This window comes from Coprococcus sp. AM14-16 (assembly GCF_003434675.1).
GTDB lineage: Bacteria > Bacillota > Clostridia > Lachnospirales > Lachnospiraceae > Coprococcus > Coprococcus aceti.
On the sequence record NZ_QTLL01000002.1, the window covers coordinates 864,594 to 880,906 of the forward strand.

10 protein-coding genes are annotated in these 16,313 nt (G+C 46.7%); all 10 read left to right on the forward strand.

Features of this window, described 5'->3' with window-relative positions; genetic code table 11:
* The first annotated feature begins 274 nt into the window (after positions 1-274).
* Positions 275-1,753: an ABC transporter substrate-binding protein gene (locus DW159_RS09890; RefSeq protein ID WP_117550400.1), complete on the forward strand. Its 1,479-nt coding sequence runs from the start codon at positions 275-277 to the stop codon at positions 1,751-1,753.
* Positions 1,754-1,941: 188 nt separating this feature from the next.
* Positions 1,942-2,838: a carbohydrate ABC transporter permease gene (locus tag DW159_RS09895; protein WP_044998090.1), complete on the forward strand. Its 897-nt coding sequence runs from the start codon at positions 1,942-1,944 to the stop codon at positions 2,836-2,838.
* A complete protein-coding gene (locus DW159_RS09900; RefSeq protein WP_117550402.1) occupies positions 2,838-3,674 on the forward strand; it encodes a carbohydrate ABC transporter permease in 837 nt (278 codons plus the stop codon). The genes DW159_RS09895 and DW159_RS09900 overlap by 1 nt, the downstream gene beginning before the upstream one ends.
* Before the next feature lie 9 nt (positions 3,675-3,683).
* Complete coding sequence (locus DW159_RS09905; protein WP_117550412.1) at positions 3,684-5,381, forward strand: alpha-glucosidase; 1,698 nt, start codon at positions 3,684-3,686, stop codon at positions 5,379-5,381.
* A gap of 386 nt (positions 5,382-5,767) precedes the next feature.
* Positions 5,768-8,092, forward strand: coding sequence for an alpha-galactosidase (locus DW159_RS09910; protein WP_117550414.1), 2,325 nt, complete (start codon positions 5,768-5,770; stop codon positions 8,090-8,092).
* A gap of 377 nt (positions 8,093-8,469) precedes the next feature.
* Entirely contained in the window at positions 8,470-12,279 is a 3,810-nt protein-coding gene (locus DW159_RS09915; RefSeq protein WP_117550416.1) for an EAL domain-containing protein, read from the forward strand.
* A gap of 21 nt (positions 12,280-12,300) precedes the next feature.
* Positions 12,301-13,581 carry an O-acetylhomoserine aminocarboxypropyltransferase/cysteine synthase family protein gene (locus DW159_RS09920; RefSeq protein ID WP_015534752.1) on the forward strand — a complete coding sequence of 427 codons (1,281 nt, stop codon included), beginning with the start codon at positions 12,301-12,303 and terminating at the stop codon, positions 13,579-13,581.
* Entirely contained in the window at positions 13,578-14,435 is an 858-nt protein-coding gene (locus DW159_RS09925) for a TrmH family RNA methyltransferase (protein WP_117550418.1), read from the forward strand. Before DW159_RS09920 ends, DW159_RS09925 begins: the two co-directional genes overlap by 4 nt.
* A 131-nt stretch (positions 14,436-14,566) precedes the next feature.
* A complete protein-coding gene (locus tag DW159_RS09930) occupies positions 14,567-15,322 on the forward strand; it encodes a hypothetical protein (RefSeq protein ID WP_015534754.1) in 756 nt (251 codons plus the stop codon).
* A gap of 271 nt (positions 15,323-15,593) precedes the next feature.
* Positions 15,594-16,307, forward strand: coding sequence for a CpsB/CapC family capsule biosynthesis tyrosine phosphatase (locus DW159_RS09935; protein ID WP_117550420.1), 714 nt, complete (start codon positions 15,594-15,596; stop codon positions 16,305-16,307).
* The last annotated feature ends 6 nt before the right edge of the window (positions 16,308-16,313 follow it).

A 16,313-nucleotide genomic window follows, 5' to 3' on the forward strand; every position in this document is an offset into this window, starting at 1 on the left:
TACGAAAAGAAGTTCATGAAGAGAAAATGAGGTGCCACTCAAAAATCATGAACTTCTTTTTTATGCGGGTACAAAACATAAGAAACTTGCTAAGAGCACAAAATACAAAAATCTATAAATTCCCTATTGACGAAACATGTTTCATGTGATAACCTTAATGCAAATGAAACATGTTTCATTCAAGCGCTTATGAAATATGTTTTATCGGGACAATATAAATGATAGCAAGAATTAACAAGAGGGAAAATTCAAAGCAAGAAAAGGAGAAAAGGTTATGAGAGCAAAGAAATTAGTAGCATGTGCGCTTTCAGCAGCTATGATGCTGGGACTTTCATCTATGACAGGATGTGGTTCAGCAAAGAAGGATTACGATCTGTATATTTACAACACAAAGTCTGAGATCGCAGACAGTATCCAGGATCTGTGCAAGGATTATGAGACAGAGACAGGAGTTAAGGTTAAGGTTTACACATGTGGTACACAGGAGACCATGGAGACACTCAGATCTGAGATGAATTCCAAGAACTATCCTACACTGTACGCGATAAACCAGGCACAGTTCACAGAGTGGAATGAGGGCGGATTTGTACTTCCATCAACATCAGTAAATAATGAAGAGTTAAAGTCAATCTACGATTCAATCCCAGATAGCATGCAGCTCGCAGATGAGAGCGGAGCAAGCTGCGGAATCCCTTACAACGTAGAGGGTTACGGACTTATCGCAGATACACAGATGATATGTGATGTATTTGGACTTGACAACGCAGACGCATTTGTCGCTGATTACAGAAGTGCCAATTATGAAGAGTTCACCGGCATGATCAAGGCAATCGATGATTACATAAACGGCAAGGGTGGCGAGAAGGTTACACTTTCAGGCAATGCATACACCACGGCAAAGGACAAGACAGCCACAACAGAGAACATGAACGGAGTGTTTGCAATCGCAGGCGCTGAGAAGTGGACATATGCAAACCACTATACAAACTACGCACTGAATGCAGTGTTCCCTAACTACAATGCAACGGCAGCAGCTACAAAGGAAGATGTTGATAAGCTTGAGGAGCCACTTGTAAAGATGGTTCAGGAGCTCGATATGCTTTCAAGCTACACAGCAGGACCAAGCGGCAAGGTAGAGCGTGGATCAGAGTACATCAACTCAACAGTGACAGGATATGATCAGGCAGTTCAGACATTTGCTGAGGGTAAGGCAATGTTCATCAAGCAGGGTAACTGGGTGTACGGAACCATCGCAGGCGTGGATGCAGACAAGGCATCAAGACTTACAATGCTCCCAATGAAGGTCAACCTTGAGCAGAGTGACATCTCAGCTGAGGGCGTTACAGTTGACAAGATGAACAGCTCAATCCCTGAGTTCGTTTCACAGTATTACGTTATCAACAAGAAGGATTCAGAAGAGGAGCAGAAAGCCGCTGAGGACTTCCTTGTATGGCTATACACATCAGATACAGGAAAAGATTACATCACCAATAAATTTGCATTTGTCCCATTCAACGCAGACGAGAGCGAGAAGCTTGAGAATCCTCTCAGCAATTCACTTGTATACTATATGAGCAATGACCTTGTAATGGGCAATGACTTCGATGCATTCCCTGAGTCATGGGGACTCAATACCATCGGTGCAACTATTCAGGAGCAGTTGTTTACAAATCCTGATCAGTGGGATGAGAACACTATAAGAACAGGTGTGGAAGATGCACTGACAAAGTGGAAGGACAGTATCAAGGAGTAGTAGTTTAAGATATGTCAGATTCCCGATGGGAATCTGACAGGCAGCACCAGCCTTGACCGAGGAGATGCCCATGTGGCGAAGCCACATCTTAAAATGGCATCGACGACCTATCGCATTGCGAAGCAATGCGATCATACAACGAAGGCAAATTTTGTATGGCTGGTGTTCAATGTAGGAAAGGAAAAACTATGAAAAGATTTTACAAAAGAAAATTCTGGTTTATGGTTCTGCCTTCTATAGTGTTGTTTCTGCTGGTTATCATAGTTCCTTTTATAGAGGGTGTGATCTACTCCTTCACTGAGTGGAGAGGTTCATACTTCGTAGGTGGGGAGCACTGGTGGAACGCACTGGTGGGACTTAAGAATTATACAAGCATATTCAAGTCAAAGGATTTCCTTCAGTCACTTGGATACACGGCCATATATGCTGTACTTGCAGTAATAGCACAGAATGTTGTCAGTCTTCTTCTGGCACTCATGATCAAGAAGCTTACCAAGGGCAAGGGACTTTTCAGAACGGTACTGTTCCTTCCATATGTACTTGGAATGCTCGCCATGGGTTATGTATGGCGTTTCATATTTGAAAATGTATTTTCACAGACGCTGTTCGGAACAGACGGTGTGGTACACGTAGAGGTGCTCAACAACATGCTTCAGAATCAGTGGAAGGCACTTCTGGCATATGCCATTGTCGGAGTATGGCAGGTTGCAGGTTACTACCTGATAATCTACCTCAACGGACTCAACAATATTTCTGAGGATATTTATGAGGCTGCCAGAATAGATGGAGCCACAGGCTGGACAAGCTTCAGGAAGATCACACTTCCGCTTCTCATGCCTTCATTTACGATAGTGCTCTTCATGTCACTGGCAAACAGCTTCAAGATGCTTGACCTCAATGTTTCACTGACAGAGGGCAATTTCGGAACGACCATGATATCCTACATGATACTGAAAACAGTAAGAGAGAGCTCTCCTCCGGCATACGGAGAGGCGCAGGCACAGGCAGTTATATTCTTCGTTATCATTGCAGTTATATCTATAGCTCAGGTAATGATCACTAAGAGAAAGGAGATCGAATCATAATGGGAGTAAAAGGCAAGATCAAAAGAGCAATCATAGTGGTTATACTCGCTGTATTGGCAATCGTGACCATATTCCCGATATGGTTCCTGATCGTCAATTCATTCAAGGGACAGCAGGAGATAGTAGCATCTCCAATAGCTCTCCCGAAGTCGTGGAATCTGGACTATCTGAAGAATGCAGCTGAGCAGATAAATCTCGGCAGCAGCCTGCTTCAGACAGTACTCATAACAGTTGCAGCTGTGGCACTTATCGTGTTCATATCTTCATTTGCCGCATGGGCAATTGCCAGAACAGATTCCAAAGTGGCAAATATACTCTTCATCGCGTACACAGCAGCCATGCTCATACCTTTCCAGTCAGTTATGTACCCATTGGTATCACTTATGGACAAGCTGGGACTCAAGAACACACCGGGTCTGATCCTCATGTACGGAGGCTTTGGAATCAGTATGTCGGTTCTGCTGTACAGAGGATTCATCAAGAGTATTCCGCTGTCACTTGAGGAGGCAGCCATGCTCGATGGAGCAAATATATTCCAGATATACAGATATGTGGTCATGCCGCTCTTAAAGCCGACGACCATGACAGTTGTCATCACAAATGCAGTGTGGATATGGAACGATTACCTTCTTCCATTCCTCGTAATAGGAAATAACGACAAAAAGACGCTCACGCTGAGCTTATACTATGCAAAGAGTCTGTCAGGACAGTACGGAAATCCTTGGGAGCTCATTTTCCCTGCGGTACTTCTTTGCATCATCCCTATCGTGATCATATTCATCATACTTCAGAAGAATATCATCGAGGGAATTTCAGCCGGAGCTGTGAAAGGATAAACATAAAATATGGACAAAAAATGGTGGAAAGAGGCGGTATTTTACCAGATATACCCTAGAAGCTTCTATGACAGCAACGGAGATGGAATAGGAGATCTGAAGGGAATAACTGAGAAATTGCCGTACCTCAAAAATCTTGGCGTGACCGCTGTGTGGATATGTCCATTCTTCAAGTCGCCTATGAAGGACAACGGATATGACATATCGGATTACTACGATGTGAATCCTGAGTTTGGAACCATAGAGGATGCGGATGAACTTATAAGATGTGCAAATGAAAATGGCATCAAGATCATCATGGACATGGTCATCAATCACACATCAGACCAGCACAGATGGTTCCAGGAGGCGTGCCGGGACAGACACAGCAAATACAGAAATTACTATATATTTAAGGACAACATAGATGGACTTGCAGATCTCAGATCCAACTTCGGTGGAAGCACATGGACACAGATTGAGGATGGCAGCTGGTATTTCCATTCATTTGCGAAGGAGCAGCCGGATCTCAACTGGGAATGTGAGGAGATGAGACAGGAGCTCTACGACATGATGAACTGGTGGCTCGACAAGGGAGTTGCCGGATTCCGAATGGATGCCATCACATTTATCAAGAAAGACCTCTCATTCCCGCCTATGCCGTCAGACGGCGAGGACGGCAGATGCGATGTTGGCAAATGCTGCCTCAACAGGCCGGGAATAGATGAGTTCCTTCACGAGTTAAAGCTCAACACATATGGCAGAGGAGACTTTGTGACTGTCGCAGAGACTCCTGGAGTTCCAAGTAAGGATTTGGACAAATACATTGGAAGAGATGGACATTTCTCCATGATATTTGACTTCAGCTACACGGACATAGATATCAATCCGGGCGATCTCTGGCTGCACCAGAGAGACTGGACGATAGAGGAGTTCAAGGACAAGCTGTTCACCAATCAGAGACTTGTGAAAAAGATCGGATGGGCAGCAAACTACCTGGAAAACCACGATCAGCCTAGAAGTATAGGCAAGTACTTCCCAGCTGGTGATATTCCTGAATACAGAACACAGATGGCAAAGGCGCTTGGCGCGTTGTTCTTCTTCCTGAAGGGTACGCCATTTGTATATCAGGGACAGGAGCTTGGAATGATCAACACTCATTTTGACAATATAGATGAGCTCGACGATATCAATTCCAAGGGACAGTATGCGAGATGCCTTGAAGCCGGATACAGCGAAGCAGAGGCGATGGAATCCGTAAATATCAGGAGCCGCGACCAGTCAAGACTTCCGATGCAGTGGAACAGCGATAAGAACTTCGGATTCTCAGTGCATGAGCCATGGCTGGCATGCAACAATCAGTGTGACCTCCAGACAGTGGAGCTTGAGAGCGCTGATAAGGATTCTGTGCTTAACTTTTATAAGGCGATGATACAGCTCAGAAATCACTCAGAGTACACACAGACTCTCATCTACGGAGACCTGGAGGATGTGGAGACGGATAATGCAGGAATCATAGTGTACAGGCGCAAGCCGGTTCAGATTGAGTGTGCATGTGGAACTGGAGCAAATGCAGAAAGCGCAGACAGATCGGTATATGTTGTTGTCAACATGACCGGTAAGGATGTGGGCTATGCAATTCCTGAGACTGCGGATGTGCTTATGGGTAATTATGCGGATTATGATGGTACGCTCAGACCTTATGAGACTGTGGTGTACGCGGTGTAGGCCGGAGCTGGCAGAAAAAGCCTGAATATTGGTGGAGACTGATTGAAAATTACAGTTGGTCTGGTATCAGTATTCAGGCTTTTTTCGTTGTCTGTATACTTTTGGGATACTTTGCTCAAATCTATAGACAAAGTGAATGGATCATTAAATGCAAGATATGTCTTAATGTTCAAAGCGTATTCACAGTTCAGAATAATCACCCAACTTAACCATCAGCAGTACCATATTTGGTCAACTTTTTTCCATATAAAATATAATACCCAGATATTAAAATAGCTGTATAAAAAGCAGTCAGACATGAGATTTAAGAGCAGAGGGTGCGCAGCGTACAGGCGTAACGGAGGTTGTCTGCTCAGACAAATAAATGGAGAAAAGGAGATACACTTATGGGTATTATATTTCACGAAGAGACACAGACATTTCACCTTACAAATGGTGAGATAAGCTACATCATGACAGTGCTCCCCAATGGACATCTGGGAAATCTGTACTATGGTAAGGCGATAAGGGACAGAGAGGATTTCTCACATCTGTTGGAGCTCGTCCAGAGACCTATGTTCCAGTATGTATATGACGATGACAGACTGTTCTCACTTGAGTCAGTGAAGCAGGAGCTTCCTGTGTACGGAACCACAGACTACAGAGCACCGATGGTTGAGGTACTTCAGTCAAATGGCAGCAGGATATCAGATTTTGTATATGTATCACATGAGGTAAATGCGGGCAAGCCAAAGCTTGAGGCACTGCCGGCAACATACACAGAGAATGATGACGAGGCAGAGACATTGATCGTCACATTGAAGGATTCACTCACAGGCATAAAGGCGAGAATGCTTTATACAATATGGAGCGACAGACCAGTCATAGCAAAGAGCGTAGAGTATGTAAATGAAGGCACAGAGGCGGTACATCTCACCACTGCTTACAGCATGTGCCTGGATCTCCCTGATCCTGATTACCAGTGGATGCAGCTCTCGGGCGCATGGGCAAGGGAGCGCCACATAATAACAAGAGACCTCGAGCAGGGCTTACAGTCGATAGGCAGCAACCGTGGTCATTCATCCCATGAGCACAATCCGTTCATCGCATTGAAGAGAGAGACAACGGACGAGAACCAGGGAGAGGCGATTGGAATAAGCCTTGTATACAGCGGCAATTTTAAGATACAAGCAGAGGTTGACACGAGAAATACAGCCCGCATTCTTGCCGGAATAAATCCGGATACATTTGACTGGAAGCTCGATGCAGGTGAGCATTTCCAGACTCCTGAGGCAGTCATCGTATACTCAGATCAGGGACTCAACAAGATGAGCCAGACCTTCCACAAGCTGTATCAGAAGAGACTTGCAAGAGGCGAGTGGAGAGACAAGCCAAGGCCGATCCTCATCAACAACTGGGAGGCTACATATTTTGATTTCACCAGAGAGAAGCTCATAGCCATCGCCCAGAAGGCAAAGGAATGTGGAGTTGAGCTGTTCGTCCTTGACGATGGCTGGTTTGGAGCAAGAACTACAGACCATGCAGGTCTTGGAGACTGGGTGGCAAATCCTGACAGACTCCCAGAGGGAATCACAGGAATAGCAGATGATATAGAGAAGGTAGGCTTGAAGTTCGGACTCTGGTTCGAACCTGAGATGACAAATAAAGATTCAGACCTCTACAGAGAGCGCCCAGACTGGATACTTTCAGTTCCGGGCAGACATGACTCACACGGAAGATTCCAGTACGTTCTGGATTTTTCCAGGAAAGAGGTCGTTGACAGAATATATGAGATGATGGCAAAGATACTCAGCACGGCAAAGGTGTCATATGTGAAGTGGGATATGAACAGAAGTATCACCGAGTGCTATAGTGCGGCTCTTCCGGCTGACAGACAGGGCGAGGTGTTCCACAGATACATACTTGGTGTGTACGATCTGTATGAGAGACTTACGAGCACATTTCCACATGTACTCTTTGAGTCATGTGCCAGCGGCGGCGGACGTTTTGATCCGGGTATCCTCTACTATGCACCACAGGGCTGGACAAGCGATGACACGGATGCCATAGAGAGAGTCAAGATCCAGTATGGAACGTCCATGTGTTACCCGATCAGCAGCATGGGAAGCCACGTGTCGGTTGTGCCAAATCACCAGACAAGGCGAGAGGCTCCGCTGAGAACCCGTGCAAATGCTGCATACTTCGGAACATTTGGCTATGAGCTGGATCTAGGCAAGCTTACCGCTGATGAGATAGAGGAAGTCAAGGAGCAGGTCAGGTTCATGAAGGTATACCGTGAGCTGATCCAGTACGGAACATTCTACAGACTTGCAAGTCCATTTGAAGATGAGGAGTGCGGCTGGATGGTCGTGTCAGACGATAAGAAGACCGCCATAGTTGCGTGGTTCAGAACGCTCTACACACCTAACAAATGTTTCACAAGAATGAAGCTTCACGGTCTTGATCCGGATGCGTTATATAGCTGCAATGTGCTCGGAGGACAGGCACTCACAGTGAGCAAGACACCGGATGGAAAGCTGATATATGAGAAAGTGTCAGGAGACAAAGGAGAGGATTCTGCAGTCAATGTCATCGCAGGCCCTTCATGCTATGGCGATGAGCTGATGAACCTCGGACTCATCACCAGCGACACATCGGCGGGAGAGATAGTCGGAGAGGATATGCCTTGCGGAGACTATGATTCCAGACTCTATGTGCTCAAAGCAGAGTAAGCGGGTTTGCGAAAAAATTTTCCTGCCTTTTCGGGCAGAAAAAGAAAAAAGGCAGTTAAGATGTGCCTGCGTAAATCGGAGGAGAAAACACCGTATGAATATATTTGACATAATGGGGCCTGTAATGGTTGGACCGTCGAGCTCACACACGGCAGGGGGTGAAGGTGTGTATCGGTGCAGACATGTCCGATACACTGAAGGAGACTGCGCGTGGAGGCCTTGCAACCACTCGCACGGCGCTTGAGGTGAAAAATAGACTAAAAATGTAGATAGAAACTATGGCATTTGTCAAATTGCATAAATAAGGTTTTTTTTAGCCTGCAAACATGATATAATTGCATAAAGAATGTTTTAAAAATGCAGTTGGGGATGATCAGATGAGCAACAGGAAGAGAATATGCGTTATAACAGCACAGGTTGAAGAGAGTACACAGAATCGCTTCATGCAGGGATTTCTGAAGCAGGCATATGATATGAATTACGATGTCTGCATATTTTCCATGTTTTTGAAGTACCAGGATTCAACAGACAGGGAGGTTGGAGATTCAAACATCTACAACCTTATTAATTTTAACCTTTTTGATGCTGTGGTATTGTGTCAGGACACCATACAGACTCCGGGAGTCGTAGAAAAGCTGGAGAAGCGCCTGCAGTCAGAATTTGCAAATGGTGTGGTAGTGGTAGTCGACAAAGAGAATAACATATTCCCAACGGTCATGATGGATCATTATACCCCTATAGTAAAACTCGTGGATCACCTTATAGAGGTTCACGGCCACAAGAACATATATTTCCTGGGCGGACTCAAGGAGCACATACACTCCAAGCAGCGACTCGCCGGTTACATAGACAGCATGAAGGCGCACAACCTGCCGGTTACGGACGACATGATATATTATGGAACATACTGGTACGACAGCGGCGACTACATGGTGGACGAGCTTGTGAAGGATATGGAGCATCTGCCGGATGCCATCGTATGTGCAAATGACTGTATGGCCATCGGAGTGTGCACCGCATTTGACAGATATGGAATAAGAGTTCCCGAGGACATAGCCGTGGTGGGCTATGACTCCATAGAAGACGGAAGAAACAGTCCTGTTCCGATCACATCTGCGGACATACCGGCGGATGACTGCGGGCACTACTGTATGAAATATATAGATGCAAAGCTCAACGGACATGACGTACCGGAATTCAAGTCCAATGTGGAGCTGTACATAGGTGGAACCTGTGGCTGTGAGGGCTGGGAACGAGAGACAGTCAGGATCAGAAGAGACAAATGGGAGACAGACCTCTCAGAGACCGGCTTCTACTCTTGCTTCAACAACATGGCGGATGACCTTGTGGCGCAGACGAGCGTGGAGTCATTCTTTGACACCGTGTCGGAATACGTGTACCAGATAAGACCATTTGAGAGCTTCCATCTGTGCCTGAACGACTACTGGAGAAATCCGGAGGTCATGACTGGTGATGAGGCACTTCGCCATGGTTACACAGATCATGTATACAGACTAATAAAGTGCGGCCCGGATGAAAAAGAAGAGAGACACATACGCTACGACGACGTATTCGAGTCTGCGAAGCTGTTGCCGGAGCTGTACGAGGACAGGGATTATCCTACAGCGTTCATATTTACACCATTGTTCTTCCAGGACAGAAGCTTTGGCTATGCAGTGGTGAACTACGGTGCAGAGCCGAGGGTGTACGAAGATGTATACAGATCCTGGATCAAGACGGTTGCCAGGGACATGGAGTCATTTGCAAGACATCAGGGACTCAATGTACTTCTAAACAAGCTTGAGGCGGATCAGATAAGAGACGGTCTCACCGGAATGTACAACTACAGAGGCTTCATAGGCAGGGCAAATGACATGATAATCCAGGCCGCTGAAGAGAAGTCTGAGATACTTGTGTTGGCGGTGGATCTGAAGAATACACGCCAGATAAACAGCAATTACGGAAGAACAGAGGGTGACAGAGTCCTAAGCTATGTTGCCCAGTCGATAAATGAGATACTTACCCCATACGAGATATCCATGAGGATGGGAAATGACGAGTTCGTCATAGCCACAGTGGCAAAGAGTGGCGATATCTCAAGGGGAGAATATATAGCCGAGGAACTCAAGAAGAAGCTTGAGGCGGCAAACAGTGGCGGAAAGGACGATTACGAGCTCGGTATATATTACGGATGTAAGAAGGCTCTGGTCAAGTCATCTGCCGAGCTGGAGACCCTCATCAACGATACGGTCAACCAGAAGAACCGCATAAAAGAACAGAACAATGCCAAGGGACGCAACAAAGCGACGATAACGAACAGGGATCTGGAGAGAGATGAGATAGTAGCTATGATACTGGACAACAACATGCTCACATATCATTTCCAGCCTATAGTAAGTGCCCGTGACGGAGGCATATTTGCATACGAGGCACTTATGAGGATACTGGTTCCTATGAGAATGTCACCCCCTGAGCTTCTGGAGAGTGCAGAGAGACTGAACAGACTGTACGATGTGGAAAAACTCACACTGTTCAACGTCGTGGAGATCGTGGCATCGAATCCTGAGATGTTCAGGGGCAAGAAGGTATTTATCAACAGCATGCCGGGGCATATGCTCAACGCACAGGACAGAAAAGAATTCCTTTCAAAGGTGAAGATGCTCCAGTGTGCAGGCATAGTCATAGAATTTACCGAGGGAGCAGAGCTGTCGGATGCGGAACTGAATGATCTCGAGGCATTCCTCAGAGGAAATGGCATGGAGATCGCTATAGACGACTACGGCGCAGGCTATTCAAATGTAAACAATCTTCTCAGGTATATGCCTGAGTATGTGAAGATAGACAGAATGCTTCTGACAGGGATCGATGCAGACCCACACAGACAGCATTTCGTCAAGGATATAATAGAATTCACCTCGACCAACGACATCAAGGCGCTGGCGGAGGGCGTTGAGACCACGAAGGAGATGAAGACCGTCATCCAGCTCGGTGCGGATCTCATTCAGGGATACTATACCGCCCATCCGAACGCGGAGGTAGTACAGCTCATATCCCCACAGGTTGTGAATGAGATAGTTCAGTACAACCAACAGGAAGAGGTGGCTGAGAACAGCAGCATATTTGTCATGGAGCATGAGAGAAATGCATCACTTCTGAAGCTCGCATCCCAGGGAATCAGGGAGATAGTTGTGGCACAGAGAGCCGGTGGCGACAACAATGTCCGCATAGTCGGCGCACAGGGCTTCAAGTCAAATATGACACTCAAGATAAAGGATGGTTTCACCGGAACCATAGTGCTGCAGAACGTAAGCTTCTCGGGCGACCGCGACAAGCCTTGTATAGACTGCGGTGAGAATACGGATCTGCACATCGTGCTTGAGGGTAAGAATTTCTGCAGGAATGGCGGAATAAAGATACCGGAGTCGTCCAGAGTGACATTTATCGGAGATGGTGATATAATGGTCCGCGTCAACGGTAACAGCTATTACGGAATAGGCAATGACATTCATTCAAAGCATGGAGTCATGAAGTTCAAGCAGGAGGGTGCCATTAATATAGAAACAAACGGTGTGAACGGAGTGGCAATAGGCGCCGGACTCGGAGGGGATATACGTATAGAGAAGGGCCGATACGACCTGTATATCAACGGCGAGAACGGAGTTGCTATTGGAAGCATAAGCACCCCGGTGAATCTGAATCTCCTGCAGGCGGACATAGACATAACCTATGAGGCTGCAAATGGAGTCGCCATCGGCTCGGTGAGCCAGCACGCAGATATCGCGATAAAGAACACATCCATATCGCTCAGAGGATCGGGCAACAGATACGTGGCGGTCGGAACCCTGGACGGAGATGGATGCAGCGTAGATATAAGCAGAGCACATGTGGACATGAACCTTAAGGGCAATTCGTGCATAGCCATGGGATCTGACCATGGAATAGCAGACATACGCATGACGGACGCCAACTCAAGGCTGGCGGTTCAGGGCGAGGCGTGCTTCGCACTTGGAAGCAGAGACGGCACAGGCATGCTGTCCAGCAATAATGCAGATCTGAATGTGGTTGTCAGGAATTCACTGAACATAGATATATCCGCGGCAGAGCAGGACATACGTCTGGTGAATGGAAGATACATGTTCATTTTGAACAATGAGAATATAGAGCGCAAGGTAGTAGAGCGCTATTAATTCAAAGGAGTATAAAGGATAATGGAAAGAGAGACTATGTGTATACAGGCTGGATACCAGCCTAAGAATGGGGAGTCAAGAATGATACCGATCGTACAGAGCACAACGTTCAAGTACGACACGAGCGAGGATATGGGTAAGCTGTTTGACCTTGAGGAGAGCGGATATTTCTACACCAGACTTGCAAATCCGACAAATGACTATGTGGCAGCCAAGATATGTGCCCTGGAGGGGGGATCGGCAGCAGTGCTCACATCGTCAGGACAGGCAGCAACATTCTTCTCGGTATTCAACATTGCCGGAGTGGGAGATCACGTTGTGGCATCATCCACCATATACGGAGGAAGCTTCAACCTTTTTGCCGTGACCATGAAGAGAATGGGTGTGGAATTCACATTTGTGGATCCTGACTGCTCGGACGAGGAACTTGAGGCAGCGTTCAGACCGAACACCAAGGCCGTGTTTGGCGAGACCATAGCCAATCCGGCACTCATAGTATTCGATATAGAGAGATTTGCAAATGCGGCACATGCACACGGAGTACCACTCATCGTGGACAACACATTTGCCACACCGATCAACTGCAGACCTATAGAGTGGGGCGCAGACATAGTCACACACTCCACCACGAAGTACATGGACGGACATGATGCAACCGTGGGTGGGGCGATCGTGGATTCAGGCAAATTCGACTGGATGGCACACGCAGACAAGTTCCCAGGACTCACCACACCTGATGAGTCATATCACGGAGTGGTATACGCAGAGAAGTTCGGCCAGGGCGGCGCATATATCAACAAGATCGTGGCACAGCTTATGAGAGATCTCGGCCCGATACCTGCACCTATGAATTCGTACATGCTCAATCTTGGACTGGAGTCGCTTCACGTGCGTATGCCACGTCACTGTGAGAACGCACTGGCGGTTGCGAAGTTCCTCGAGGCACACGATAAGATAGCCTGGGTAAATTATCCTGGACTTGAGAGCAGCAAGTATTACGAGCGTGCTAAGAAGTATATGCCGGACGGCACATGTGGAGTTGTGTCATTTGGCGTCAAGGGAGGAAGAGCTGCTGCGGAGGCCTTCATGAAGGAACTCAAGGTTGCGATGATAGCAACACATGTGGCGGATGCACATACATGCGTTCTTCATCCTGCATCAGCTACACACAGACAGATGAATGACGAGGAGCTTCTGGCGGCAGGAGTAAGTCCTGATCTTGTGAGACTGTCGGTGGGCATTGAGAATGTAAAAGACATAATAGCAGATCTTGAAAATGCACTGGATAAGGTACAGATATGAGAATAATAAATATAACCGACCTTTCGGCACCCGAGCTTGATATATATGCGCGCATGTCAGAGAATCAACTGGCGCATATATATGAACCGGCTTCCGGGCTGTTCATAGCTGAGAGTCCAAAGGTCATAGAGAGGGCACTGGATGCGGGTTACGAGCCAGTGTCCATTCTATTGGAAGACAGGCACGTGGAAGGACAGTGCGCGGATATAATAAAGCGGTGCGGAGATATACCGATATACACAGCGCCATTTGATGTCCTCACGAAGCTTACGGGATTTGCCCTGACAAGGGGGATGCTGTGCGCCATGAGGAGGACAGAGCTGCTGTCTGTTGAGAGCGTGTGTGAACATGCCGCCAGAATAGCGGTGCTTGAGGAAGTGATGAACCCGACAAATGTGGGAGCGATATTTAGAAGTGCGGCGGCACTCGGGATGGATGCTGTACTGCTCACGCCGGGCTGCAGTGACCCGCTCTACAGGAGGGCGGCAAGGGTCAGCATGGGAACGGTGTTCCAGATACCGTGGACATATATTACATTTGACACCCTGGGTCTTGCACACAATAAAGCAGATCATGGCATATGGCCGGAGTTTGGGATGGAACAACTTCACAGTATGGGCTTCAGGACGGCATCCATGGCGCTAAGAAATGACACGATAGACATACACGACCCGGAGCTGAAGCAGATCGACAGACTTGCAGTAATACTGGGAACCGAGGGAGAAGGCCTCAAGACAGAGACCATAGATTCCAGCGACTACACAGTGAAGATACCAATGTATCACGGAGTGGACAGCCTGAATGTGGCTGCAGCCAGTGCCGTGGCATTCTGGGAGCTTGGCAGGCGCTCATAAAACGTCGAAAAACCTCCCTCAAAAAATACGCATACATATCTACAGGATATGGAAAATATGTTATAATAGTCAGGACGTGAACGGACAGGCTCACAGTCGGCAGAAGGAAAAGACTTAGGAGGATGATAGACATGTTTTATGCTATTTCAGGAATTAACGGGGATTATGAGGCGTACAAGAGAGCACTCAAGAAACTTAAGTTTCAGAACCTTGACGATATAAAGGAAGAGGACATCATGAACGAGGAGGCAGTCATCAGCACTCTTGAGGGCGAGGATGTCCTGTATGTCCTTGGCAATATAATCGGAGCAGGCGGCGGATCCATGAAGATACTTCAGGATATGATGAGCAGAGATAATGTCATCGCAGTTGTCGGTGAGAACGAGTACAAGATCACACAGGCACTCAAGGCACTGAATGACCATATCCAGTCCACAGGTGAGGTGCCACCACAGATGCTGGTAGACAAGATAACATCCATGCTTGGAGAAGAGCTCTCAGGTGCGGTGGAGGAGTTCCTGCAGCTTGACGATGAAGAGCGTGAGGATGTCATAGAGTATATAGATGAGATTTCTGAGGAAGCGTTCCTCGAAGTGATGATGGCGAGAAAGAAATTTGTGCTGGTTCACGCCGGAATAAGAAACTTCGATCCGAAGAAGGAACTGGATGAGTACGACACAGAGGACTTCATCACAGAGCCAGCAGACCTGGACAAGACATATTACAAGAACAGAACACTCGTCGTTGGACATGTGCCAACCACAGAGCTCGGCGGTGAGGGCAAGATCGTTAAGAAGAACAACAACGTTGCCATCGACTGCGGGTGCGGCAAGGGCGGACAGCTTGGAATATACTGCCTGGGCAACGGCTCGGAGATGTATGTATAATAGAATAAAGAAGAGATTGACACGGCGGGATATGAAATATCATATTCCGCTTTTTTATTTTTTTATTATGGAAGAAATTGGATTAAGAAAATAAAGTGGTTTATACAAATTGTATAGTTAAGCAAAAAATCAACGAGGATTTTTGTCGATTTTAAATTGCAAATGGAATTGAAAAATTGTGAAGAAACTGTTAAATTAGGGTGTGAGCATGTATAAAGAATTTTCCTATATAAATATTTATAGTTTTTTATAAAGAAAACAGGAGGAGAACATGGGTGTTATAGATTTTCATTCACACATACTGCCGGGTATAGACGACGGCAGCAGGAATGTCGAGACATCTATAGGCATGCTTCGGATGTGCAAAGAGCACGGCGTGGATACTATGATAGCGACGCCGCACTTTTATGCTGATTCAAATACTGTGGAGAGGTTCATTGATTCAAGACAGAAAGCATATGATAAAGTCATGGCTGAGAATATGGACATACCGCAGATTATAATGGGGGCAGAGGTCGCGTTTTTTGCAGGAATAAGCAGAGCGGAGAAAACGGACGCACTAAAAGTAGAAGGAACTGATATCATGTTGCTGGAGATGCCGTTTGTGACATGGAGTAATTCGGTAGTGCAGGAAGTACGAGACTTAATTGAGAAGAGACATTTCCATATCATACTAGCTCATATAGAGCGATTCTTACAGATACCAGGCAACAAGCCATATGTGAGACAGATCCTTGAACTGCCAGTTACGGTGCAGGTGAATGCGGCGACACTTCTGGATTTCAGACAGAAGGGCAAAATGCTCAAGATGTTCAAGAAAGGACAGGTACACATCATAGGAAGCGACTGCCATGGTATGCATCACAGGGTGCCGAACTTGTGGCTTGGCCGCGAGGTGCTGGAGAAGAAGCTGGGACATGAATTCCTGGAGAACATGGACAGCTACGGAACAAAGCTCCTGAAAGAACATCAGATACACCCATAATCAGCA

Excerpts from the sequence above, each read along its gene's own strand:
- DW159_RS09895 (WP_044998090.1), top strand. The coding sequence starts at position 1,942 with ATGAAAAGATTTTACAAAAGAAAATTCTGGTTTATGGTTCTGCCTTCT.
- DW159_RS09920 (WP_015534752.1), top strand. The coding sequence starts at position 12,301 with ATGGAAAGAGAGACTATGTGTATACAGGCTGGATACCAGCCTAAGAAT.
- DW159_RS09930 (WP_015534754.1), top strand. The coding sequence starts at position 14,567 with ATGTTTTATGCTATTTCAGGAATTAACGGGGATTATGAGGCGTACAAG.
- DW159_RS09890 (WP_117550400.1), top strand. The coding sequence starts at position 275 with ATGAGAGCAAAGAAATTAGTAGCATGTGCGCTTTCAGCAGCTATGATG.
- DW159_RS09905 (WP_117550412.1), top strand. The coding sequence starts at position 3,684 with ATGGACAAAAAATGGTGGAAAGAGGCGGTATTTTACCAGATATACCCT.
- DW159_RS09925 (WP_117550418.1), top strand. The coding sequence starts at position 13,578 with ATGAGAATAATAAATATAACCGACCTTTCGGCACCCGAGCTTGATATA.
- DW159_RS09910 (WP_117550414.1), top strand. The coding sequence starts at position 5,768 with ATGGGTATTATATTTCACGAAGAGACACAGACATTTCACCTTACAAAT.
- DW159_RS09935 (WP_117550420.1), top strand. The coding sequence starts at position 15,594 with ATGGGTGTTATAGATTTTCATTCACACATACTGCCGGGTATAGACGAC.
- DW159_RS09900 (WP_117550402.1), top strand. The coding sequence starts at position 2,838 with ATGGGAGTAAAAGGCAAGATCAAAAGAGCAATCATAGTGGTTATACTC.
- DW159_RS09915 (WP_117550416.1), top strand. The coding sequence starts at position 8,470 with ATGAGCAACAGGAAGAGAATATGCGTTATAACAGCACAGGTTGAAGAG.